A 23,986-nucleotide genomic window follows, 5' to 3' on the forward strand; every position below is an offset into this window, starting at 1 on the left:
TTACTTGCCGCCGGCGGCGGCCGGCGCGCGCAGCCAGGATGGCAGGAAGCCGGTCACCAATGCCGTCCCAAGCAGGACGATGGCCGAGCCCAGCACCGTGTGCCAGCCGATCGCTTCGTGCAGGAACAGTGCGCCCCACAGGATGCCGAACAGGGGATTGAGGAAGGTGACCGTCAGGGCCGAGGTGGTGCCGACTTCCTCGATCAGCTTGAAATAGATGATGTAGGCGATGCCGCTGCACAGCACGCCCAGCGCGAGCACGGCGGCCATGATGCCCATCGTCGGCTCGCCCGGCGCCGGGAAGAAAACGACCAGCGGCAGCACCAGGATGGCCGCGGCCCACATCGAGCCGTGCGCATTGGCGAACGGCGCCACCGCCTTGGCGGTCTTGGCGTACTGGCTGGCGATGCTGTAGCTGAACGCCGCGACCAGCGCCGCCGCCACCGCCAACGCGGCGCCGGGACGCTCGGCCGCGTGGTCGAAGCCGACCAGCAGCGCCACGCCGCCGGTGCCGAGCAGCAGGCCGAGTGCGGTGCGTCCCGCCACCGGCTGGCGCGCCCACACGGCACCGACCAGCGCGCCCCACATCGGCGCGGTGGCGTTGAGTACCGACAGCACCGAGGCCGACAGCGTACGCGCGGCGAACGCGAACAGCAGGAAGGGCAGCGCCGAGTTGAACAGGCCCAGTACCAGGTAATGCTTCCAGTGCTGGCGCACGGCCAGCGGCGCACCCTTGCCGCGCACCCGCAGCACCCAGGCCACGGCGGCCAGGAACAGCGCCGCGAAGCCGACCCGGTATTCGATCAGCACCGCCGGTCCCAGCACCGGCGCGGCGATGCGCATGAAGAGGAAGGACCCGCCCCAGATGGCGGCCAGCGCCACCAGGCGCAGCATGTTCGCGGTATTCATTGTTGGGTTGAAATAATGGTCTGCCAGGAAACAGTCCATTGTGGCAGCGCGGCGCGGTTCGCGCCAGCCGGTTATTGCGGTTGAATTGGCGGAGCGCGGGGCCGCCGAGGCGAACCCTACGCGGCGCTTGCCAGCGTCGGCGCTGCCGCATGCGGCACCAGCATCGCTTCCGGCACTGCGTTCTTCACGGCGGTCATTTCGGCCATGATCGAGATCGCGATCTCGGACGGCGTCTTGCTGCCGATGTAGAGGCCGATCGGGCCGTGCAGGCGCGCCAGCTGGGTGTCGGTCAGGTCGAACAATTTCAGGCGTTCGCGCCGCTTCATGTTGTTCAGGCGCGAGCCGATCGCGCCGACGTAGAAGGCGTCGGACTTGAGCGCTTCCATCAACGCCAGGTCGTCCAGCTTGGGGTCGTGCGTCAATGCCACCACCGCGCTGCGGGCGTCGAGCTTGGCTTCCAGCACCAGGTCGTCGGGCATGGCATGCACCAGCGTCACGCCGGGGATGTTAAAGCCGCTGCGGTATTCCTCGCGCGGGTCGCACACGGTGACGCGGTAATCCATGCCGGCCGCCACCTGCGCCAGGAAGCGCGACAGCGGGCCGGCGCCGATGATGTACAGGCGCCAGCGCGGGCCGTGCAGGGTGTGCAGCACGTCGTTCTCGATACGCTGGATGGCGCTCGGCTGGGCCGGGTGCAGGCTGACGGCGCCATCGGCCAGGCGCACGCGCCGTTCGACCAGTTCGCCACCTTCCAGGCGCGCCAGCAGCGCGTCGATGCCACTGGCCGGCGTCAGTGGTTCGATGGCCAGTTCGATGGTGCCGCCGCAGGGCAGGCCGAAGCGGTGCGCCTCGTCGGCGCTGATGCCGTAGCTGAGGATTTCCGGGCGCGTGATCTGGATGCCGTTGTCGCGCACCTTGGCGATCAGGTCATCCTCGATGCAGCCGCCCGAGACCGAACCGACCACGCTGCCGTCTTCGCAGATGCCGAGGGTGGCGCCAATCGGACGCGGGCTCGAGCCCCAGGTCTTGATCACGGTGACCAGTTGGCAGCGCCGGCCCGCTGCCAGCCAGGCGGCGCAGGTTTTGAGCACGTCGAGGTCGATACTGTCCATGGTAAGGCGGGCCGCGTCAGGCGGCGGTTGGTGCAAGATGGACAATCATACAAAAAAAGCGGGGAGGGCGTCGGATGGGGGCGTGCGCGGTGGTGCGGATGATGCGGCGTTGTGGGATGGGTGCGTGGTGTGAGGTGCAAGCGGGCGTTTGGTCTATGCGAGGAAACTTGGGTCCCCTTGGCGGGGACCCAAGTCCGCAGCATCACGTTAGCGCATGCGGTTCAACGCGAACCATGCGCATCAACCATCAAGGCACCAGCGCCTTCTTCCCGCTCTTCTTGGCCTTCACCTCCGCCACCGCCTTGTCGATCGCGGCAACCCGCGCCGGCGTGGCCGGGTGATTGGCCGTATACCCATTGAGCACCTTGGCCGGATGCACCGCCGCCACACGCTTCCAGAACGCCGACGCACCCTCGATGCGGTAATCGGCGCGTGCCAGCAGATAGATCGCGAGGCGGTCGGCCGCCGCGTCGGCATCGGCCGGCATGGCCTTGACGCCGCCGCTGCCGATCAGCATCGAGGTATCCGGATTGATGGTGGTGAGGTTGTCGATGATGCTGCCGATGGTAGCGGCATTGCGCTGGGTGCCGGCGTGGCCGAGCATATTGTGCGCCATGGTGCGCGCCACCACGTACGCCAGTTCGTCGTCGTTCTGGGTGAAGCCGATCATGCCGCGCGTGACCATCACGCGGCTGCCGTCGGCGTAGGCGTTGACGTTGTCGGCGTTGCCCAGTTCGATGGCGAAGGCGCAGGCGCGCGTTACCGGGATGCTCAGGTCGCGCGGCTTGCCGTCACGTTCGATCGACAGCGGCAGCGTGGCCTGTTTCGAGACGATCGGGCCGAACACGGCGCCGGCGCCGCTCAGGGCGTTCGGGCCTTCCGGCAGCGGCGTGGCGCCGGCCGCCAGCAGGCGGTCGCCCTGGCGCAGGCCGGCGCGGGCGGCGCCGCTGCCCACCAGCACATTGGTCACCTGCAGCCGTTCGCCCATGCCCAGCACCAGGTGCGCGGCTTCGTTGTACTGGCCCGGATAGGCGTAGCGGTTCTTGGCGGTGAAGCCGAGCAGGTTGCGCGCGTGCTTGGTGCACAGTTCCGCGTTGTCGATCAGGAGCGGAGCCGCGACCCGGTACAGGCGGTCCTGCTGGGCCGCCATGCGGGTCAGGACTTCGGCGGCGGCCGCCACCTGCGGCGTGACTTCGGCCTGCGCCGGCGCGCCGGCCTCGGGGATCACGCCCGGGACGGTCGACGTCTGCATGGGGCCCGGCGTGGTGCAGGCCGCGAGCAGGGCCGCCATGGCGGTCAGGACGACGGTATTCAGGCGGGGCAGGCGTTGGATGCGGATCATGGGGCTCCTTTGTTGCTGAGGCGTTGTTATTGTTTGCCGGTGCTGCCGAATCCTCCGGCGCCACGGTCGCTCGATGCGAACTCCTCCACCACGTTGAAACCAACCTGCAGTACCGGCACCACGACCAGTTGCGCCAGCCGGTCCATCGGCTGCAGCACGAACGTGGTCTGGCTGCGATTCCAGGTCGAGACCATCAGCTGGCCCTGGTAATCGGAGTCGATCAAGCCTACCAGATTGCCGAGAACGATGCCGTTCTTATGGCCGAGCCCACTGCGCGGCAGGATCATGGCTGCATAGCCCGGGTCGCCGATGTGGATCGCGAGACCCGTCGGCACCAGCACGGTCTGTCCCGGCTCGATGGTCAATGGCGCGTCGAGGCAGGCGCGCAGGTCCAGGCCGGCGCTGCCCGGGGTGCCGTAGACCGGCAGCAGTTCCTTCATGCGCGGGTCGAGGATCTTGAGGTCGATATTCTTCATGCTTCTTCTTTACGTTCTTCTTTGCGTTTTTGTTTGCGTTGATGCTTGCGTATTCAGGTCAGCAGCGAGCGCCGTTCCAGCCGCTTGGCGATCTCGGACACCAGCTGGCGCGCCAGCGTCAGCTTGTCGGCGCGTTCGAGCACCGTTTGCCCGCCTTCGTCGAACAGGATCACGGTGTTGTCATCCTGGCCGAAGGTCTGGTGACCGATATTGCCCACCAACAGAGGGATGCCCTTGCGTTCGCGCTTGGCCGCGCCGTACTGTTCCAGGTTTTCGGATTCGGCGGCGAAGCCGACGCAGTAGGGCCAGCCGGACAGCGACACGGTGGCCGCCACCGAGGCCAGGATGTCGGCGTTCTGCGCGAACTCCAGCTGCGGCGGGGCGCCGTCCTCGGTCTTCTTGAGTTTCTGGCTGCTGGCATTGACCACGCGCCAGTCGGCCACCGCCGCCACGCCGATGAACACGTGCTGGCCTTCCACGCCCGCCATCACGGCGTCGTGCATCTGCTGCGCGGTCAGCACGTCGATGCGGCGCACGCCATGCGGCGTGGGTAGCGACACCGGTCCCGAGACCAGCGTGACCTCGGCGCCGGCTTCGCGCGCGGCGCGCGCGATCGCATAACCCATCTTGCCCGACGAGAGGTTGGTGATGCCGCGCACCGGATCGATCGGTTCAAAAGTAGGGCCGGCCGTGATCAGGACGCGGCGTCCGGCCAGCACCTTGTGCTGGAAGGCGGCGATCAGTTCTTCCACCAGTTCTTCCGGTTCCAGCATGCGTCCGAGGCCGGTCTCGCCGCAGGCCTGCGAGCCGCTGGCGGGACCGAACAGGCAAATGCCATCCTCGCGCAGCTGCGCCACGTTGCGTTGCGTGGCCGGGTTTTCCCACATCTCGACGTTCATGGCCGGCGCAACCAGGAGCGGCACGTGGCGCGGGCGCGCAACGCACAGCAGCGACAGCAGATCGTCGCAGGCGCCGTGCGCCAGCTTGCGGATCATGTCGGCCGAGCAGGGCGCGATCAGGACCGCGTCGGCGTCGCGCGTGAGGTCGATGTGGACCATGTTGTTGGCCATGCGCGCATCCCACTGGTCCAGGTAGACCGGGTGGCCGGACAGCGCCTGCATGGTCACCGCGCCGATGAAGTGGGTGGCGGCGTCGGTCATCACCACCTGCACGCTGGCGCCCTGCTTGACCAGGGCACGGCACAGTTCCGCCGCCTTGTAGCAGGCCACGCCGCCGGACAGGCCCAGCACGATGCGCTTGCCTTTCAGGTCCATGCTCATTGTTTGACTCCTTACGACTTGTTCACCCTGAGCAGTTCGTCCAGGACGAACAGGATGGCGCCGACCGAGATGCCGATGTCGGCGATGTTAAAGGCCGGGAAGTGGCCCACGCCCTTCCAGTAGAAATCGAGGAAGTCGATCACGTGGCCATAGGCCAGGCGGTCGATCAGGTTGCCGATGGCGCCGGCCATGATCAAGGAAAGCGCGAAGCAGAACAGGCGCTGGGTGGCGTTCTTCTTCATCATGTACAGGCAAAAACCGACCGCGCCCAGTGCGATGGCCGAGAACAGGTAGCGCTGCCAGCCGCCGGCGTCGCCCAGGAAGCTGAACGCCGCCCCCGGGTTGTAGACCTTGATCAGGTTGAAGAAGCCGGTGATCGGCAGTGTCTCGCCATAGGCGAAGCTGCGTTCGACGGTGATCTTGGTGACCTGGTCCAGGAGGACGATGATCAGGGCCAGGCCGAGCCACGGCAGCATGCCGGGCGTGCTCTTGTTGACGAGTTTCAGGCCGGGAGGGCTGGTTTTCTTTTTGGTTGCCATGATTGAAGGTAGGAGGCACGCCATGGCCGCCGGGAGGCGGCATGGCGCAGGAACCCGCGGCCCTGATCAGGTCAGGGCCGCGGGGCTCGGTACATCAGGCGTAGCGGCGTAGTTCGCCGGCGCCGAACAGATTGCTGGTGCAGCGGCCGCACAGGCCAGGGTGCGCGTGGTCGTGGCCGACGTCGCGGCGATAGTGCCAGCAGCGCTCGCACTTCTCGGCCTGCGACGGCGTCACTTCCACCGCTTCCTCGGCTTCGCCCGCGACTTCGACCACGTTCGCCTGCGAGGTGATGAACACGAACTTCAGGTCGTCGTCCAGGCTGGCCAGCGCGCGGTACTTGTCGCCCGAGGCTTTCACCGTCAGTTCGGCCTGCAGCGAGGAACCGATCGCGCCCGAAGCGCGCACTTCTTCCAGCTGCTTGGTCACATCGGTACGCACCGCGCGCAGCAGGGCGTACTTGGCCAGCAGAGCGTCGCCATCTTGCAGCTCAGGGAAGCTCCACAGGGTCTGGGTGAAGATGGTCTCGTCGCTGTCCGCGAACGCTTTGTCACCGGCGAACACGGCCCACGCTTCCTCGGCGGTGAACGACAGGATCGGCGCCATCACGCGCAGCAGCGCATGGGCGATGTGCCACAGCGCGGTCTGGGCCGAGCGGCGTGCGTGCGAGGTGACGCCGGTGGTGTACAGGCGGTCCTTCAGGATGTCGAGGTAGAAGCCGCCCAGGTCTTCCGAGCAGTAGTTCTGCAGGCGCGACACCACCGGGTGGAACTCATAGCGCTCGAAGTGCGCCGCCACGTCGCTTTGCAGCTGGGCCATCGAGGCGATCGCATAGCGGTCGATCTCGAGCAGCTCGGCTACCGGCACCGCGTCCTTGGTCGGATCGAAGTCCGAGGTATTCGCCAGCAGGAAGCGCAGTGTGTTGCGGATGCGGCGATAGCTTTCCGTCACGCGCTTGAGGATCTCTTCGCCGATCGACAGTTCGCCGGTGTAGTCGGTCGAGGCCACCCACAGGCGCAGGATGTCGGCGCCCAAGGTATCCGAGATCTTCTGCGGCGCCATCGTATTGCCCAGCGACTTCGACATCTTCTTGCCGTTTTCGTCGACCGTGAAGCCGTGGGTCAGCAGCGCCTTGTACGGCGGGGTACCGTTCAGCATCGACGACGTCAGCAGCGACGAGTGGAACCAGCCGCGGTGCTGGTCCGAGCCTTCCAGGTACAGGTCGGCCGGGAACGCGGACTGTTCCTTGTGCGAGCCGCGCAGCACGGTCTGGTGGGTGGCGCCCGAATCGAACCAGACGTCGAGCGTGTCCTTGTTCTTTTCATAGATGGCAGCGTCCTCGCCCAGCAGCGTGGCCGGGTCCAGCTTGTGCCAGGCGTCGATGCCTTCCGCTTCGATCAGCTTGGCCACCTGCTCGACCAGTTCCGGGGTGCGCGGGTGCAGCGCGCCGGTTTCCTTGTGGATGAAGAAGGCCATCGGCACGCCCCACTGGCGCTGGCGCGACAGGGTCCAGTCCGGACGGTTCTCGATCATGCCGTGCAGGCGCGCCTGGCCCCAGTCCGGGAAGAACCGGGTCTTCTCGATGCCGGCCAGCGCGGTCTGGCGCAGGGTGGCGCCGCCGTCTTTTGGCGTGACGTCCATGCCGGCGAACCACTGGCTGGTGGCGCGGTAGACGATCGGGGTCTTGTGGCGCCAGCAGTGCATGTAGCTGTGGTCGAACATCTTGAGTTCGAACAGGGCGCCCGCTTCTGTCAGCGCGGCGCAGATCGGCTTGCTCGCTTCCCAGATGGTCAGGCCGCCGAACAGCGGCAGGGTCGAGACATAGCGGCCATCGCCCATCACCGGTTTCAGGATGTCGTCGTCCTTCATGCCGTGTTCCTTGCACGACTGGAAGTCTTCCAGGCCGTAGGCAGGGGCCGAGTGGACCACGCCGGTACCGCTGTCAACGGTCACGTAGTCGGCCAGGTAGACCGGCGAGGTGCGGTCATAGAACGGGTCTTGCGCGTGCAGCGGGTGCTTGAAGCGCAGGCCGTCCAGCTTGTCGCCCGTGGTGGTGGCGATGGTGCTGCCTTCGAGCTTGTAGCGCTGCAGGCACGATTCCACCAGCTCGGTGCCCAGGATCAGCAGCAGCGGCTGGCCGTCGCGCTCGGTCTGCACCAGCGAGTAGCTCACTTCCGGGCCCACATTCAGAGCCTGGTTGGACGGGATGGTCCATGGGGTGGTGGTCCAGATGACGATGAAGCCTTTGTCGGTCGGCAGTTGTGCCAGGCCGAAAGCGGCCGCGACTTTTTCAGGCTCGGCGAACGGGAAGCCGACGTCGATCGCCGGGTCGCGCTTGTCCTGGTATTCGACTTCGGCTTCGGCCAGCGCCGAGCCGCAATCGAAGCACCAGTTCACGGGTTTCAGGCCACGGTAGACATAGCCTTTTTCCAGCAGGGTGCCGAGCGCGCGCAGCTCGTCGGCTTCATTGCTGTAGGCCATGGTCATGTACGGATTGTCCCATTCACCGAGGACGCCGAGGCGGATGAAGCCGGCGCGCTGGCGGTCGATTTGTTCGAGCGCATAGGCACGTGCCTTTTGCAGCACTTCGGCGGTCGGCAGGTTCTTGCCGTACAGTTTTTCGATCTGGATCTCGATCGGCATGCCGTGGCAGTCCCAGCCTGGGACATACGGCGCGTCGAAGCCGGCGATGGTGCGCGACTTGACCACCATATCCTTCAGGATCTTGTTGACGGCGTGGCCCAGGTGGATGTCGCCGTTGGCGTACGGTGGGCCGTCGTGCAGGATGAACTTCGGACGGCCGGCCGCGGCCTTGCGCACGCGCTCGTAGATCTTTTTATCTTGCCATTGCTTGACCCAGCCCGGCTCGCGCTTGGCGAGGTCGCCGCGCATCGGGAAGGCGGTGTCGGTCATATTGACCGGGTATTTGCTCTCAGGCTTTTTCGCACCCTTGGGGGCGTTGTTCTGTTTAGTGTCGGACATAAGCTTCTTCTGGTGGGTGTTCGTGGTCGGGGTCGCGGCGCTGTTCGTGCTCGGCCGGACACCGGATACAGGTTCGGAGTCGTGCGGAGACCGGCCCCGCACGGGTTCAAATTCGGTCGGTCGCGGTCAGCGCGCCGTTGCGGCGCGCGAAGAGGGCGCGCGCCTGGGCCGCATCGTTGTCGATGGCGGCGGTGAGGGTGGGCAGGTCGACGTATTTTTCTTCGTCGCGCAGCTTGGCCAGGAATTCGACGCGCACCAGTTCGCCGTAGCACTGGCGCGCATAGTCGAAGATATGAACTTCAAGCAGGGTACGACCGGCATCCTCGACCGTCGGACGCACGCCCAGGCTGGCCACGGCCGGAAGCGGCTGCTGTTCCAGACCATGCACCTGCACCACGAAGATACCGTGCACGGCGGGGCGGTGCGCGACGCGCAGGTTCAGGGTCGGGAAACCCAGCGTGCGGCCCAGTTTCTGGCCGTGGATCACGTGGCCCGACATGGCGTACGGATGGCCCAGCAGTTCGGAGGTGGCGCCGAAGTCGCCCTGGGCCAGCGCGGCGCGCACGGCGGACGAGGAGATACGCACGTCGCCGTGCATCACGGCGCTCAGGGTATGTACCTCGAAACCGAATTCGCGGCCGGCCTCGACTAGCATGGCGATGTCTCCAGCACGGCGTGCGCCGAAGCGGAAATCGTCGCCCACCATCAGCCATTTGACGTGCAGGCCGTCGACCAGCACGCGCTCGATGAAGTCGCGCGGGCTCATGGAAGCAAAGTGCTCGTTGAAGTGTTCGACGATCACGCGGTCGATGCCGGCGTTGTCGAGGTCTTTCAGCTTGTCGCGCAGGTTGGCGATGCGCGCCGGCGCCTTCGACGGGTCGCCCGATTTGAGGGCGAAGTATTCGCGCGGATGCGGCTCGAACGTCATCACGGCCGCTTCGATGCCGAGCGCGGCGGCGGCGCCGCGCACCTGGGCCAGCAGGGCCTGGTGGCCACGGTGGACACCGTCGAAATTGCCGATCGTCAGCGCGCAGGGAGCGCGCGCCCGGTCGTTGGGAAGTCCGCGAAATACCTTCATCAATTGTGGTCCGGTTGAGCGCCGCGCAGCGTCTGGGCAGCGCCAAAACCCTGATTATACGGTAACTGCGATGTTACACAGCGGCGATGACCGCCGCAGAGGGGGGATGCCAACCCCACATTCCAAATAAAAACGCCGCCCGAAGGCGGCGTTGTGAGATCAAACGCGCCCGGCTTATGCCAGCGGCTTGTTGATCGCCATGATCCAGTAGCGGGCCAGGTCGGCGGTGCCTTCCTTGCCGCCCACGGTCTTGAGCGTGGCGATGGCTTGCTGCTTCTTGCCGGCCGCGGCGTAGGCTTCGCCCAGGCGCAGCTTGGCTTCGTCGGCGTACTTCAGGCCACCGGCCTTGATCGCCGATTCCATCATCTTCAGGCCCTTGTCGGCCTGGCCTGCCTGCACCAGCGCGTAGCCGAGGCCGACCAGAGCGTCGTTGTCCTTGGCGGCGGTGTATTCGGCCTCCAGCGCGGCGAAGTTCTTGTTCTGCTCAGCCAGGTTCTTCTCGGCCAAATCCTTCAGACGCTGGTGACGCGCGGCTTCGGCGCCGGTGCCCAGGGCGCCGGCCTTGTAGCCCTTGTCGATGATCTTGATGGCTTCGGCAGGAGCCTTGGCTTGCAGCACCAGCTGGGCCATTTCCATGTACTCGCTCGGCTTCTTGAGCAGGTTGTTGGCCAGCTGCAGACGGTAGACGTCGACGCGCAGGCGGCTCGAGAAGCCAGGCTTGCCCTGCACGCGGTTCAGCAGGTCGGTCCAGTACTGGGCTTTCGGATAGCTGGTGGCCAGCTTCTCGATGGTGTTGACGTAGCCGACCTTGTCATTCTTTTTCAGCTGGATGTTGGCCAGCATGCCGAGCTGGTCTTCGCTGAGGCGACCGGCTTTTTCGGCGTTGCGCAGTTCCTGTTCGAGCGCGGCGACGTTGCCTTGCTTGTAGTAGTTCTGCATCAGGTAGGCGCGCAGCTTCGGATCGTCCTTGTCCTTCAGCAGGCGCTGGATGGTTTCGTTTGCCTTGTTCAGGTCACCGGCGCGCATGTAGATGCCAACCAGGCCTTCGGCGAAATTCGAACGCTCGGCGGCGCTCAGTTTGCCCGAAGCGAGCAGGGCTTCGAACGATTTGGCGGCGGTGGTGTAGTCGCCTGCCGACGAGGCTGCCGCGGCGCGCACGCGCTCAATCAGGTAGCTTTCGTTGGCGGTCTTGTTGCTCACCTTGTCCGCATCGCGCAGAGTTGCCAGTGCACCCTTGTGGTTACCCGATTTCATCTGGGACTGGGCTTGTTGCAGCGGCTTGCCGATTTCCGGACGCAGCGCTTCGGCAGCGACAGCGGAGGACAGACCGATCACTGGCGTAGCGGCCGTGAAACCCAGGGCTGCCAGTGCGATGCTGAGGTGTGCGAGACGGAACTTGATCATCTGAAAAATCCTTATTTCAAAATGGACACGGCAGGGATAGCCCTGCCGTGTAGGTCAAACATGGAACGATTACTGGAACTGCTCGTTACCAACCATGCCGATCTTGGTGACGCCGAGACGCTGGGCGGTTGCCATGACGCCGGCAACTACCTTGTACTCTACCAGCTTGTTCGGACGCAGGTGCACTTCCGGCTGGTTGGCCATGGCGGCCACGCTGTTCATCTTGGCTTCCAGGGCAGCACGATTCGGAATCGTTTCGCCGTCCCAGATGATGGTGCCGTCGAAGTCGACGTCAATCGTGACCACGACCGGCTTTTCGGTCATCGGCGGTGGATTGCCGATTGGCATGTTCAGATTGACCGAGTGGTTTTGCTTCGGAATCGTGATAATCATCATGATGATGAGAACGAGCAGGACGTCGATCAGCGGCGTCATGTTCATTTCCATCATTGGTTCCGGATCAGCTGCCTGAGAGGAACCCGAACCTACGTTCATACCCATGGTATTTCCTTTTCAAATGTCGGGGGAGAAGGGCGCGGCGCCAGCCCGAAGGCCGGCGCCGCGTGCAGGCTTATCAGCCCGGTGGTTCGATCACGAAACCAACCTTTTGCACCCCAGCACGTTGTGCCGTGTAGATGACCCGGCCGATCGATTCGTAGCGGGTTTCCTGGTCGCCACGAACTTTCACCGCCGGTTGCGGCACCTTCACCGACTGCTCCGCGAGGAACTTGAACAGCTCGTCCGTGTTCGCGATGCGCGTCTGGTTGTAGTACATCTCGCCGTCTTTGTTGACGGTGATATTCACGTCTTCCGGCTTGGTCTTGGTGACCTGGTTCTCTTCCGAAGGCAGAGCAACTTTCTGCAGGTTGAGAACCACCGGGCTGGTGATCAGGAAGATGATCAGAAGAACCAACATGATGTCGACGAGCGGCGTCGTGTTGATCTCTGACATCACGGCATCTTCATCTCCGGAATCGGAGCCGACACTCATCGACATAGATTATCCAATCTTTTTAGCTTGGGCAGCTGCGCTCGAGGTCGACATGGCGCCCGAGATCAGGACCGAGTGCACGTCGGCCGAGAACGAACGGACATCTTCCATGACCGACTTGTTACGACGCACCAGCCAGTTGTAACCCAGAACCGCAGGAACCGCGACGAACAGACCGAAGGCGGTCATGATCAGTGCTTCACCGACCGGACCTGCAACCTTGTCGATCGATGCGTTACCCGACATGCCGATGGCGGTCAGTGCGTTGTAGATGCCCCAGACGGTACCGAACAGGCCGATGAACGGCGAGGTCGAACCGACGGTTGCCAGGAACGACAGGCCGTCTTGCAGACGCGACTGGACGCGGTCCACTGCGCGCTGGATCTGCATGGTGACCCAGGTCGACAGGTCGATCTGCTCGAGCAGGGCGCCGTCGTGGTGCTGGGTTGCCTTGGTGCCGGTTTCAGCGATGAAGCGGAATGGCGAGCCTTCTTTCAGCTGAGCCGAACCTGCAGCGATCGACGGTGCTTTCCAGAACTTGGCTTGCATGTCTTTCGACTGCTTCATGATCTTCTGCTGATCGATCAGCTTGGTGATGATGATGTACCACGAACCGATCGACATCAGCGACAGGATGATGATGGTGCCCTTGTTGACGAAGTCGCCTTCTTCCCACATGGCGCCGATGCCGTACGGGTTGTGGACTTCTTCGGTCGCTTCGCCACCGGCGGCAGGTGCCGCGTCGGTTGCAGGAGCAGCGGCAGCGTCAGCAGCCGGTGCGGTTGCGTCGGCAGCCGGTGCAGCTGCGTCGGTGGTTGCCGGAGCCGCGTCCGTTGCTGCCGGCTGCTGGTCTTGGGCGAAGGCCGGTGCGGTCACCAGGGCCGATGCCGCCGACACCGAGAACAGGACAGCCGCCAGGAAAGCGGACAAACGGGTATTCTTAAACATGCTTCCTCCAAAATATTAAATAGACAGTTCGCTGAACTTAGTGACAACGAAAATCATAGATTGAGACGATGATCTGTCTCGGTTTTATTCCAGCGTCCAGACGTACTGCACCGCTGTCCACGCCTGTTCCGGCTTGCCATCAACCATGGCGGGCTTGAATCGGCATTTGCTCAGAGCCGATTGAGCGGCCCGGTCCAAATCACGGAAGCCACTCGACTTCTGCAATTTAGCTTCCATCACGCGACCATCGACACCGATCAGGAACTGCAGGGTCGTGGTACCCGTTTCTTCGTTGCGCTGCGACGAACGCGGATATTCCGGACGTGCGCAGGTATTAAAGTCAGCGACTGCCTCGCTACGGCTCGGACCACGTGCCGGCGGGGCCGGCGGTGCCGGAGGAGCCGGTGGTGCCGGCGGTGCCAGCTGGGTGGTCGGCGGCGGCGTATTGGTCGCGGCGGCGATCGTGTTCTGTGGTGGCGGCGGCTGCTGCACTTGCACTTCGACCGGCGGGATGAACGGCGGCGGCGGCGCTTTCATTTCTGGCGGCGGCGGCGGCGGCGGGGTTTCCGGTGGAGGAGGAGGAGCCACCTCTTCAATCAGTTTGGTTTCCACGGATTCCGTCACCTTGGTGACGATCCGGGTACCCAGGCCGCTCACGATCGCCCATGCCACCAGAACGTGCAGCACGAGTACAATGATGAATCCTGTGAAATTTTTCCCGGGTTGCTTCTCATTCGAAAAATTCATGCCATATTTCTCCAATACCAACTCTTTTTTGTTGCTACCAAACCCACTAAACACGACGCAAAGCTAGGAGCCGCATCCGGGACATCGAAGAATTATACCTACGAATTCTTTTTTGCACATACATTTTTACAGCATCGAAAGAGGTGCTAACTGCCTGTAAATGCAGGCAAACAAGCTCATCTATACAAGCTCGGAAGGGGTGTCGTATGGGGTCTGGAAGGCCAGAAAATGTGTAGTTTTATGTATCAACACTCCTCATTCTGTGGAAGATCAATGTACATGCCTCTTTGACCAAATTTCCGATGCTAAATCGCCAGTCTGGCAAATTTCATTTAACCCAACAATGGTCTTTCTGCAAACTATAGCCAAGCTCTACTGCCGGGTACGTACTTCGAATCTTCCCGAACCCATCGCTGGCGGCCACAAGCTATAGATAAAAGTGAAAGCCCATTTTGTACTTGAGCTTACTCAACCGTGTGCCAACCATGCCCTTCATCTTGACGGGAATGAAAGATGCGCGCTGCTGAACCTCCCACGACGAGCAATATTACCTAAGATTGCTAGGTTAATCACCCAAGAATTACCAGTGCGTAGTTGTGTCAGCGCTAACATGTGATGTCGGCAACATACCATGAAATCTGTATGTTGGCGATACTGAACAGTGCTATTGAACATGCATACCGGCTGAGCACTCTCAGCGGTAGATGCATGAACCGTGCCGGGGAGCATTCAAGACCGGTTGTAAAAGCCGGTTTGGTGCGCGAAACCGCCGCTGACGAACGCAAGCGCAGGCCGTCGCAGGCGGTGGCGCGGCATTACCTCCAGGGCGTGAGGGTAAAACAGGAAGACAGGGTCATCGGACGCGACCGGGCGCCCGATATCGACAGGAGTGAGCGAGAACGGTGCGCAGCGGCCTCGGCACCAATGCTGCGCACCAGGATGGTGCAACCGTTCAGCGACCGCGTTTTTCGCGTCGGCACTCGATGAAGCTGACCACGTGGCCGTTGGGGTCGACCGTTTCCAGCCGCACGTCGAATCCCCACAGGCGGGCGACGTGCTTGAGGACTTCCTGGGCCTGTTGGTTCAGCGGACGGCGGTTGTACTGCGTATGGCGCAGGGTCAGGGCGCGGTCGTCGCGTGTATTGACCTGCCATACCTGGATGTTCGGCTCGCGGCTGCCCAGGTTGTACTGCTCGGCCAGCTTCTGGCGCACGTAGCGGTAGCCGGACTCGTCGTGGATGGCCGAGATGGTCAGCTTGTCGCTGCGATCGTCGTCCAGCACGGCAAAGAAGTGGAATTCGCGGATCAGCTTGGGCGACAGGTACTGGGCGATAAAGCTCTCGTCCTTGAAGTTGCGCATCGCGAAGTCGAGCGTCTTGAGCCAGTCGCTGCCGGCCATGTCCGGGAACCAGGCGCGGTCTTCCTCGGTCGGGTCTTCGCAGATGCGGCGAATATCGCTCATCATCGCGAAACCCAGCGCATACGGATTGATGCCGCTGTAATAGGGACTGGTGGCGGGCGGCTGGTACACCACATTGGTGTGGCTCTGCAGGAATTCGAGCATGAAGCCGTCGCCGACGATGCCCTCTTTATAAAGATCCTGCAGGATCGTGTAGTGCCAGAAGGTGGCCCAGCCTTCATTCATCACCTGGGTCTGGCGTTGCGGATAAAAGTATTGCGAGATCTTGCGCGTGATGCGGACCAGCTCGCGCTGCCACGGTTCCAGCAGCGGCGCATATTTCTCGATGAAGTAGAGCAGGTTTTCCTCGGGCTCGGGCGGGAAACGCACCGGCGCCGCGCTCGCCACCTGTTCTTCGCGCTGGGGCAGGGTGCGCCACAGGGCATTGACCTGCGATTGGGCATATTCCTCGCGCTCTTTCTGGCGCGCCGTTTCCTGGGCTACCGACAGCTTGGCCGGCCGCTTGTAGCGGTCGACGCCATAGTTCTGCAGCGCGTGGCAGGAATCGAGCAGCTCTTCCACCGCGTCGATGCCGTAGCGCTGCTCGCATTCGGCGATATAGTTCTTGGCAAACACCATGTAGTCGACGATGGCGTCGGCATCGGTCCAGGTGCGGAACAGGTAATTGCCCTTGAAGAAGGAATTATGGCCGTAGGCGGCGTGGGCGATCACCAGCGCCTGCATGGTCAGGCTGTTTTCCTCCATCAGGTAAGCGATGCAGGGATTCGAATTGATGACGATCTCGTAGGCCAAGCCCATCTGGCCGCGGCGATAACTCTTCTCGGTAGAGAGGAAATGTTTGCCGAACGACCAGTGATTGTAGGACACCGGCATCCCGACCGACGTGTAGGCGTCCATCATCTGCTCGGCGGTGATGATCTCAAGCTGGTTTGGATAAGTGTCCAGGCCGTAACGTTTGGCCACGCGCTTGATTTCGTCGTGCGCCTGCTCGATCAGGTCGAAGGTCCATTCGGACTGTTCCGGCAGCGCGCGCGGATTGTTCGGGTCTCTTGGCATGGCATGCCTCGCTATTTGGCCTGTTTCTTGAACAGTTCGCGGAATACCGGATAGATGTCGGCCGGGGTCACGATCTTCTGCATCGCGAAGTTGCGGTGCTGGGCCGCGACTTCGCCGTATTGTTCCCACAGGTTCTGCGGCGGGCCGTCGGTGATCTCGACATAGGTGTAGTACTGGACCCGCGACATGATGGCGTTGTTCAGGATCTGCTTGCACAGCACCGAGTCGTTGTCCCAGTTGTCGCCGTCCGAGGCTTGCGCCACATAGGCGTTCCAGTCGGCGCTGCCGTAGCGCTCGGTGATCACCTTTTGCAACAGGTGCAGCGCCGACGACACCACCGTGCCGCCCGACTCGCGCGAATGGAAGAATTCGTTTTCGTCGACCTCGGCCGCCGCGGTATGGTGGCGGATGAAGACCACGTCGATCTTTTCGTACACCCGCTTGAGGAACAGGTACAGCAGGATGAAGAAGCGCTTGGCCGTATCCTTGCGCGTTTCGTCCATCGAGCCGGACACGTCCATGATGCAGAACATCACGGCCTGGGTGCTCGGTTTCGGCACCTTGATCCGGTTCGAGTAGCGCAGGTCGAACGGATCGATGAAGGGAATTGCGTTGAGGCGGATATGCAGGTGGTGGATGCGGTCCTTGAGCGCGACCACGCCCTCGTCGTCCAGCGGGGCGCCGGCGTCGAGCAGCGCCTGCAGCGCTTCCTCGGCCTCGGCCAGCTGGCGCCGCGCTGGTCCGCCGACGGCGATGCGGCGTCCCAGGGCGCCGCGCAGCGAGCGCAGCACGTGGATGTTCGAGGGCGTGCCCGACACGTTGTAGCCGGCGCGCTGGTTCTTGTATTCGATGGTCTGGGTCAGCTGCGTCTTGACCATGTTCGGCAGCTCGAGATCCTCGAAGAAGTAATTCATGAATTCTTCGCGCGACAGTTCGAAGATGAAATCGTCCTCGACCGTCTGGTCGCTGTTGCCGGCGCGTCCGCGCCCGGCGCCGCCGGCCCCGCCGCGCGGGCGGTTGAACTGGTCGCCTTTCTGGTATTCGGTATTGCCCGGGTTGACGGTTTCCCACACGCCGCCATGGGCGTGGCCGAAATGGGGTTCGTTCACATCCTTCACCGGGATCGTGACTTTTTCGCCATTTTCGATGTCGGTGATGGAACGGCCTTTGATCGCGCGGCCGACCGCGTCCTTGATCTGCGATTTATAGCGGCGCAGGAAACGTTCGCGGTTGACCGCTGACTTGTTCTTGCCCTGCAAGCGACGGTCGATGAGGTAAGTCAAAACAGGCCTCCTGCTATATATAAGCGCGGTACGGCTTTCTGTTCGGCGGCGCGTCTCGATGCGATGAGTTCGCCGTCTTGCGCTTCGATGCCGCCTTGAGCGGCAGCACCCCTATCTTAATACGCTGCGCGAACGAGCGTGCGGCGCGCACGCGCAGCGTGGCGCGCCTGCCGCTGGCGGCCTGCGGCCAGCAGCAGGCGCACTGGCACGCGTCACGACGACTTGCGCACGCGCAGGTACCATTCGCACAACAGGCGCACCTGCTTCGGCGTATATCCCTTTTCCACCATGCGCGCCACGAAGTCGGCGTGCTTGTTGGCATCCTCGGCGCTGGCCTTGGCATTGAACGAAATCACCGGCAACAGTTCCTCGGTATTCGAGAACATCTTCTTCTCGATCACGCTGCGGAATTTTTCGTAGCTGGTCCAGGCCGGGTTCTTGCCGGCATTGGTGGCCCGCGCCCGCAGGCTGAAGTTGACGATCTCGTTGCGGAAATCCTTCGGATTCGAGATGCCCGCCGGTTTTTCGATCTTTTCCAGTTCGGCATTCAGCGATTCGCGGTCAAAACTTTCGCCGGTATCGGGATCGCGGAATTCCTGGTCCTGGATCCAGAAGTCGGCGAACGTGACGTAACGGTCAAAGATATTCTGGCCGTACTCGGAATAGCTTTCGAGGTAAGCGGTCTGGATTTCCTTGCCGATGAAGTCGACATAGCGCTGCGCCAGGTGTTCCTTGATATATGACAGGTAGCGCTGCTCGGTTTCGGGCTGGAACTGCTCGCGTTCGATCTGCTGCTCGAGCACATACAGCAGGTGCACCGGATTGGCCGCCACTTCGGTATTGTCGAAGTTAAAGACCTTGGACAGGATCTTGAAGGCGAAGCGGGTCGACAGGCCGTTCATGCCTTCGTCCACGCCGGCATAGTCGACGTACTCGTGCAGCGATTTGGCTTTCGGATCGGTGTCCTTCAGGTTCTCGCCATCGTAAACCAGCATCTTGGAGAACACGCTGGAATTCTCCGGATCCTTCAGGCGCGACAGCACCGCGAACTGCGCCATCATGCGCAGCGTGCCGGGCGCACACGGCGCCCGGTCCAGCGACGAGTTGCGCAGCAGCTTGTCATAGATCTTGGTTTCGTCCGACACGCGCAGGCAGTACGGGACCTTGACGATATAGATGCGGTCCAGGAAGGCCTCGTTGTTGCGGTTGTTGCGAAAGGTCTTCCATTCGGACTCGTTGGAGTGCGCCAGCACGATGCCTTCGAAGGGGATGGCGCCGAAGCCCTCGGTGCCCTTGTAGTTGCCTTCCTGGGTGGCCGTCAGCAGCGGATGCAGCACCTTGATCGGCGCCTTGAACATCTCGACGAATTCCATCAGGCCCTGGTTGGCCAGGCACAGGCCGCCGGAATAGCTGTAGGCGTCCGGATCGTCCTGGGCGAAGTCTTCCAGCTTGCGGATATCGACCTTGCCGACCAGCGAAGAAATGTCTTGGTTGTTTTCGTCGCCCGGCTCGGTCTTGGCCACCGCGATCTGCTTCAGGATCGAGGGGTAGCGCTTAACCACGCGGAACTTGTTGATGTCGCCGCCGAACTCGTGCAGGCGCTTGACCGCCCATGGGCTTGGCACGGTGCGCAGGTAGCGGCGCGGAATGCCGTAATCTTCTTCGAGGATGGTGCCGTCTTCGGCTTCGTTGAACAGGCCGAGCGGCGACTCGTTGACGGGCGAACCCTTGATCGCATAGAAGGGCACCAGTTCCATCAGGCTCTTGAGCTTTTCGGCGATCGACGATTTGCCGCCGCCGACCGGTCCCAGCAGATACAGGATCTGCTTGCGTTCTTCCAGCCCTTGCGCGGCGTGGCGGAAGTAGGAAACGACCTGTTCGATCACTTCCTCCATGCCATAGAACTCGCGAAACGCGGGATAAATCTTGATCACCTTGTTGGCGAAGATGCGCGACAGACGCGGGTCGAGCCGGGTGTCGACCAGGGTCGGCTCCCCGATCGCGGCCAGCATACGTTCCGGCGCGCTGGCATAGGTCAGCGGATCTTTCTTGCACAGGGCCAGGAACTCGGACATCGAGTATTCCTCTTCCTTGGTGCGCTCATAGCGGGCTGCGTAGTTTTCAAAGATGCTCATTGAACTGTCCTTTAGTGTGCCAACGACTGTGCCAACGACGGTGCCAACAACATGTGTCTACAACGATGACTGTGACTGCAGCCGGGAGTCAATTGCTCACGCGGCTGCCTACGCCCCCGCTCATTATTTTTGTTAGTACTCCTTGTTCGGTCGTCACGTGTCCGGGTCCGGGATGGCCGGCCTGGATTGGCGTGCGATGCATATATGTGCTTGTCATGGTCCCGGCGGGTAACCGGGCCGCTCGCAGATTGGAGAGCGTCTTTTGCGTTACTGAAATTTATTATGTGCCTAATAGTTTCCGAAGTCAAAGCAGTGTCGAGCAATGTCGTACAGGCTGGTGAGGCAGTAGCAAGTGCTTGATTCAACTATAGAAAGTCGGTTTCTGCAGGCGCAGCGGCGGCACCGTGAACGGGTGGCGAAATGCGGCGTCGGGGCCGGTCCGGACGGGGCCGGCAGGCCGCTCGTGACCGCCTGTGTTTGACCCCATCGTGAGTCGATAGTGCACGAACTGTTCAACACGCGGCGCACGCGAATCGTGCATCGCGCACCGTCATACCGCAAGCAAACGCAGCGGCAAAACGCCGCTTTTCGCTCTGGCGCGAGCCGTTTGCGCGCATGGGTTACACTTGTCGGTCGTATTTCGATTCACCCGTATTTACCTGTATTTAGTTGGAGAAAACCATGCTCGACGACCGGCTGCGCACCCTGCTGCAGAACATGCCAAAGGCGGAATTGCACATCCATATCGAGGGCTCGCTCGAGCCTGAACTGATATTTGCGCTCGCACAAAGAAACGGCGTAGAGCTGTCCTACCCCTCGGTCGAAGCGTTGCGCCAGGCCTACGCTTTCACCGATCTCCAATCGTTCCTCGACATTTACTATGCCGGCGCCAGCGTCCTGCTGACCGAGCAGGACTTCTACGACATGACCGCCGCCTACCTGGCGCGCGCCCATGCCGACAACGTGCGCCATGTCGAGATCTTCTTCGATCCGCAAACCCATACCGCGCGCGGCGTGCCGTTCGCGACCGTGATCAACGGCATCTGGCGCGCCTGCCAGGAAGCGCCGCTCAGCGCCAGCCTGATCATGTGCTTCCTGCGCCACCTGTCCGAAGACGAAGCGATCGCCACGCTGGAAGAGTCGCTGCCGCATCTGGACAAGTTCATCGGCGTCGGGCTCGATTCGTCCGAGGTCGGCCATCCGCCGGAAAAATTCGCGCGCGTATTCGAACGCGCCCGCAATCTCGGCCTGCGCCTGGTGGCGCATGCCGGCGAAGAGGGCCCGCCGGCCTATATCGAGAGCGCGCTCGACGTGCTCAAGGTCGAGCGCATCGACCACGGCGTGCGCAGCCTGGAAAGCGAAGAGCTCACCAAGCGCCTGGCGCGCGAAGGCATGGCGCTGACCGTGTGCCCGCTGTCGAACATCAAGTTGCGTGTGTTCGACAAGATGGACAGCCACAACCTGCGTCGCCTGCTCGACGCCGGCCTGGCGGTCACCATCAATTCGGACGACCCGGCCTATTTCGGCGGCTACGTCAACGACAACTACTTCGCCACCTTCGAAGCGCTGCCGCTCGATGCCGGCCATGCGCGCCAGCTGGCGCGCAACAGCTTCGAAGCGGCCTTCGTCGACCCCGAGCGCAAGCGCGCCTTCCTCGGCGAAGTCGACGCCTTCTTCACCAACGCGTAAGTTTTTAATAAGGACTCTTCATGTTCGTCCAGGCTCTTCGCATGACGGCGCGCGACTGGCGCGCCGGTGAGCTGCGCTTCCTGCTGGTGGCGCTGGTGGTCGCGGTGGCGGCGCTCACTTCCGTGAGCTTCTTCATCGACCGCATGCGTGCGGGCCTGGACCGCGATGCGCACCAGTTGCTCGGCGCTGACCTGCTGGTCAACGCCGACGATCCGGTGCGGGCCGAATGGCGGCAGGAAGCCGAACGGCGCGGCCTGCTGCTGGCCGATACCGTCACCTTCCCCAGCATGGCGCAAGCGGGCGAGGGCGACGACTCGATGGCCCAGCTGTCGTCGATCAAGGCGGTGTCGAACGGCTATCCGCTGCGCGGCCAGCTGACCATCACCACCGATCCGGAAGCCGCCGGCGGCGCGCGCGGCGCAGCGACGCGCGCGGTACCGGAGCCCGGCACGGTGTGGGTCGACGCCAATTTGCTGCCGGCGCTGCGCGCGAAAGTCGGCGACAGCATCGTGCTGGGCAACAGCCAGTTCCGCATCGCCCAGCTGATCGCCACCGAACCGGATAAAGGCGCCTCGTTCGCCAACTTCGCGCCGCGCGTGATGCTGGCGTTGAGCGACCTGAAGGCCACTGGCCTGGTCGACGACTTCGCGCGCGTCACCTATCGCCTGCAGGTGGCGTCGAAGGACCGCAACGACCTGGCCGCGGTGCGCGACTACGAAACCTGGCTGCGCGCGCAGATTCGTGACAACAACGTCAAGGGCGTGCGCATCGAGACGCTGGAAAGCGGTCGCCCCGAAATGCGCGCCACCCTGGACCGCGCCGGCCTGTTCCTGTCGCTGGTGGGCCTGCTGTCGGCGATGCTGGCGGCGGTCGCGGTGGCGATGGCGGCGCGCCGCTTCATGAGCCGCCACCTGGACGCCTGCGCCATGCTGCGTTGCCTGGGGCTGACCCAGAACCAGGTCGGCCTGTTGTACCTGACCGAATTCGCGCTGGTTGGCCTGGCGGGCAGCGTGATCGGCGTGGCGGTCGGCTTCGGCGCCCACTTCGTACTGCTCGAGATGATCGCGTCGCTGATCCGCACCGAGCTGCCGCCGGTGTCGATGCTGCCGGCGCTGCAGGGCGTCGCCACTGGCATGCTGCTGCTGCTCGGCTTCGCCCTGCCGCCGATCCTGCAGCTGCGCAACGTGCCGCACAACCGCGTGATCCGGCGCGAGCAGGGCGCGCCGCGGCCGGCCGCGCTGGCGACCTATGGCCTGGGCGTGGGCGTGTTCCTGCTGCTGCTGTTGTGGCAAGCCGGGGACGCCAGGATGGCACTCATGATCGCCGGTGGCTTCCTGGGCGGCTTCGCGGTGTTCGCGCTGGTGGCCTGGCTATGCCTGCAGGGCTTGCGCCGCCTGCGCGGCAGCATCAAGCATCAGGGCTGGCGTTTCGCCGTCACCTCGCTGCAGCGCCGTCCCGGCGCCACCGTGGTGCAGGTGGTGTCGCTGGCGCTGGGCCTGATGGCGCTGCTGCTGTTGACCGTGGTGCGCGGCGACCTGATGGCGGCCTGGCGCCTGGCCACGCCGCCGGACGCGCCGAACCGCTTCGTGATCAATGTACTGCCCGAGCAGAAGAGCGGCGTCGAGGGCCAGCTGGTGGCGGCCGGTGTGCAGAAGCCGGTGCTGTTCCCGATGATCCGCGGCCGCCTGACGGCGGTGAACGGCGCGCCGGTCACGCGCGACACCTACGACAACGACGAAGCGCGGCGCCTGGCGAACCGCGAATTCAACCTGTCCACCACCAACACGCTGCCGGAAGCGAACGAGATCGTGGCCGGCGAATGGTTCAAGGATGCGCCGGGCGTGGCCGAAGCCTCGGTCGAGCAGAGCATCCTGCAGCGCCTGAACCTGAAGCTGGGCGACACCATGCGCTTCGACATGGCAGGCTTGACAGTCGATGCGAAGATCACCAGCGTGCGCAAGCTCGAATGGGGCTCGATGCGCGCCAACTTCTTCGTCATCATCAATCCGGCGGCGATGGCGAACGCCCCGACCACTTACATGACGGCGTTCCACCTGCCCGAAGGGAATGGCAACGTCGGCAGTGCGCTCAGCCGCGCCTACCCGAACCTGACCGTGATCGACGTCTCGGGCATTATCCGCCAGCTGCAGGAAGTGCTGGACCAGGTGGTGACGGCGGTCGAGTTCCTGTTCCTGTTCACGCTGGCATCGGGCGTGCTGGTGTTGTATGCGGCCTTGATGGGGTCGCAGGCCGAGCGCACCCGAGAAGCCGGTCTGCTGCGGGCGCTGGGCGCAACGCGCCAGCAGCTGGCGCAGGCGCAGCGCATCGAGTTCGTGCTGGTCGGCGGCCTGGCGGGCCTGCTGGCGGCAAGCGGCGCGGCGGCGCTGGGCTGGGCCCTGGCGACGTACCAGTTCAAGTTCCCATGGGTGTTCGAGCCGGGTGTGTGGCTGGCCGGGCTGGTGACGGGCGCGCTGTGTGCGATCGTCGGCGGCTGGTTCGGCCTGCGCGGGGTGCTGCGCCAGCCGCCGCTGCAGACGCTGCGCGAAGCATAGCCGCAAGGGTACAGCCACCCGTCCCACAGGCGGGGGCGGCTGCGC

General features: G+C 63.4%; 18 protein-coding genes. 2 read left to right on the forward strand and 16 right to left on the reverse strand.

From position 1 onward, the window contains the following. From RTQ83_RS06245 to RTQ83_RS06320, 16 genes are all read right to left on the reverse strand, one after another. Positions 1 to 909 carry a DMT family transporter gene (locus tag RTQ83_RS06245; protein ID WP_312512217.1) on the reverse strand — a complete coding sequence of 303 codons (909 nt, stop codon included), beginning with the start codon at positions 907 to 909 and terminating at the stop codon, positions 1 to 3. Positions 910 to 1,025: 116 nt separating this feature from the next. Beyond that, on the reverse strand, positions 1,026 to 2,021 hold the full coding sequence (locus tag RTQ83_RS06250) for an XdhC family protein (RefSeq protein ID WP_312512219.1): 996 nt from the start codon (positions 2,019 to 2,021) through the stop codon (positions 1,026 to 1,028). A 247-nt stretch (positions 2,022 to 2,268) separates the two neighbouring features. Continuing rightward, positions 2,269 to 3,363, reverse strand: a complete 1,095-nt coding sequence (locus tag RTQ83_RS06255; protein WP_312512221.1) for a M48 family metallopeptidase — start codon at positions 3,361 to 3,363, stop codon at positions 2,269 to 2,271. A 26-nt stretch (positions 3,364 to 3,389) separates the two neighbouring features. After that, the gene (gene dut, locus RTQ83_RS06260; RefSeq protein WP_312512223.1) at positions 3,390 to 3,839 is read right to left on the reverse strand and encodes a dUTP diphosphatase; all 450 of its coding nucleotides are present in this window, start codon (positions 3,837 to 3,839) and stop codon (positions 3,390 to 3,392) included. A gap of 53 nt (positions 3,840 to 3,892) precedes the next feature. Beyond that, positions 3,893 to 5,113: a bifunctional phosphopantothenoylcysteine decarboxylase/phosphopantothenate--cysteine ligase CoaBC gene (gene coaBC, locus RTQ83_RS06265; RefSeq protein WP_312512322.1), complete on the reverse strand. Its 1,221-nt coding sequence runs from the start codon at positions 5,111 to 5,113 to the stop codon at positions 3,893 to 3,895. A 17-nt stretch (positions 5,114 to 5,130) separates the two neighbouring features. Then, on the reverse strand, positions 5,131 to 5,658 hold the full coding sequence (gene lspA, locus RTQ83_RS06270; protein ID WP_312512226.1) for a signal peptidase II: 528 nt from the start codon (positions 5,656 to 5,658) through the stop codon (positions 5,131 to 5,133). A gap of 94 nt (positions 5,659 to 5,752) precedes the next feature. After that, positions 5,753 to 8,638 carry an isoleucine--tRNA ligase gene (ileS, locus tag RTQ83_RS06275; protein WP_312512229.1) on the reverse strand — a complete coding sequence of 962 codons (2,886 nt, stop codon included), beginning with the start codon at positions 8,636 to 8,638 and terminating at the stop codon, positions 5,753 to 5,755. 106 nt (positions 8,639 to 8,744) lie between these two features. Continuing rightward, positions 8,745 to 9,716: a bifunctional riboflavin kinase/FAD synthetase gene (locus RTQ83_RS06280; protein ID WP_312512232.1), complete on the reverse strand. Its 972-nt coding sequence runs from the start codon at positions 9,714 to 9,716 to the stop codon at positions 8,745 to 8,747. Between the two features lie 174 nt (positions 9,717 to 9,890). Then, a complete protein-coding gene (locus tag RTQ83_RS06285) occupies positions 9,891 to 11,120 on the reverse strand; it encodes a tetratricopeptide repeat protein (RefSeq protein ID WP_312512236.1) in 1,230 nt (409 codons plus the stop codon). A 69-nt stretch (positions 11,121 to 11,189) separates the two neighbouring features. Next, on the reverse strand, positions 11,190 to 11,621 hold the full coding sequence (locus RTQ83_RS06290) for a biopolymer transporter ExbD (RefSeq protein WP_312512239.1): 432 nt from the start codon (positions 11,619 to 11,621) through the stop codon (positions 11,190 to 11,192). Between the two features lie 73 nt (positions 11,622 to 11,694). Beyond that, positions 11,695 to 12,117 carry a biopolymer transporter ExbD gene (locus RTQ83_RS06295; RefSeq protein ID WP_312512242.1) on the reverse strand — a complete coding sequence of 141 codons (423 nt, stop codon included), beginning with the start codon at positions 12,115 to 12,117 and terminating at the stop codon, positions 11,695 to 11,697. A gap of 3 nt (positions 12,118 to 12,120) precedes the next feature. Continuing rightward, positions 12,121 to 13,059, reverse strand: coding sequence for a MotA/TolQ/ExbB proton channel family protein (locus tag RTQ83_RS06300; RefSeq protein WP_312512245.1), 939 nt, complete (start codon positions 13,057 to 13,059; stop codon positions 12,121 to 12,123). An 84-nt stretch (positions 13,060 to 13,143) separates the two neighbouring features. Further along, positions 13,144 to 13,806: an energy transducer TonB gene (locus RTQ83_RS06305; RefSeq protein ID WP_312512247.1), complete on the reverse strand. Its 663-nt coding sequence runs from the start codon at positions 13,804 to 13,806 to the stop codon at positions 13,144 to 13,146. 952 nt (positions 13,807 to 14,758) lie between these two features. After that, positions 14,759 to 16,282, reverse strand: a complete 1,524-nt coding sequence (locus RTQ83_RS06310; protein WP_312512249.1) for a SpoVR family protein — start codon at positions 16,280 to 16,282, stop codon at positions 14,759 to 14,761. 11 nt (positions 16,283 to 16,293) lie between these two features. Next, positions 16,294 to 17,565: a YeaH/YhbH family protein gene (locus RTQ83_RS06315; protein ID WP_312512252.1), complete on the reverse strand. Its 1,272-nt coding sequence runs from the start codon at positions 17,563 to 17,565 to the stop codon at positions 16,294 to 16,296. A 212-nt stretch (positions 17,566 to 17,777) separates the two neighbouring features. Next, on the reverse strand, positions 17,778 to 19,700 hold the full coding sequence (locus RTQ83_RS06320) for a PrkA family serine protein kinase (RefSeq protein WP_312512254.1): 1,923 nt from the start codon (positions 19,698 to 19,700) through the stop codon (positions 17,778 to 17,780). Between the two features lie 681 nt (positions 19,701 to 20,381). Between RTQ83_RS06320 and RTQ83_RS06325 the strand changes: the two genes are divergently transcribed. Together RTQ83_RS06325 and RTQ83_RS06330 are read left to right on the forward strand one after the other, a co-directional pair. Beyond that, the gene (locus RTQ83_RS06325) at positions 20,382 to 21,389 is read left to right on the forward strand and encodes an adenosine deaminase (protein WP_312512256.1); all 1,008 of its coding nucleotides are present in this window, start codon (positions 20,382 to 20,384) and stop codon (positions 21,387 to 21,389) included. Between the two features lie 20 nt (positions 21,390 to 21,409). Next, positions 21,410 to 23,941: an FtsX-like permease family protein gene (locus RTQ83_RS06330; protein WP_312512260.1), complete on the forward strand. Its 2,532-nt coding sequence runs from the start codon at positions 21,410 to 21,412 to the stop codon at positions 23,939 to 23,941. Positions 23,942 to 23,986: the final 45 nt, after the last annotated feature.

Source organism: Massilia sp., assembly GCF_031995545.1.
Classification (GTDB): Bacteria; Pseudomonadota; Gammaproteobacteria; order Burkholderiales; family Burkholderiaceae_D; genus Telluria.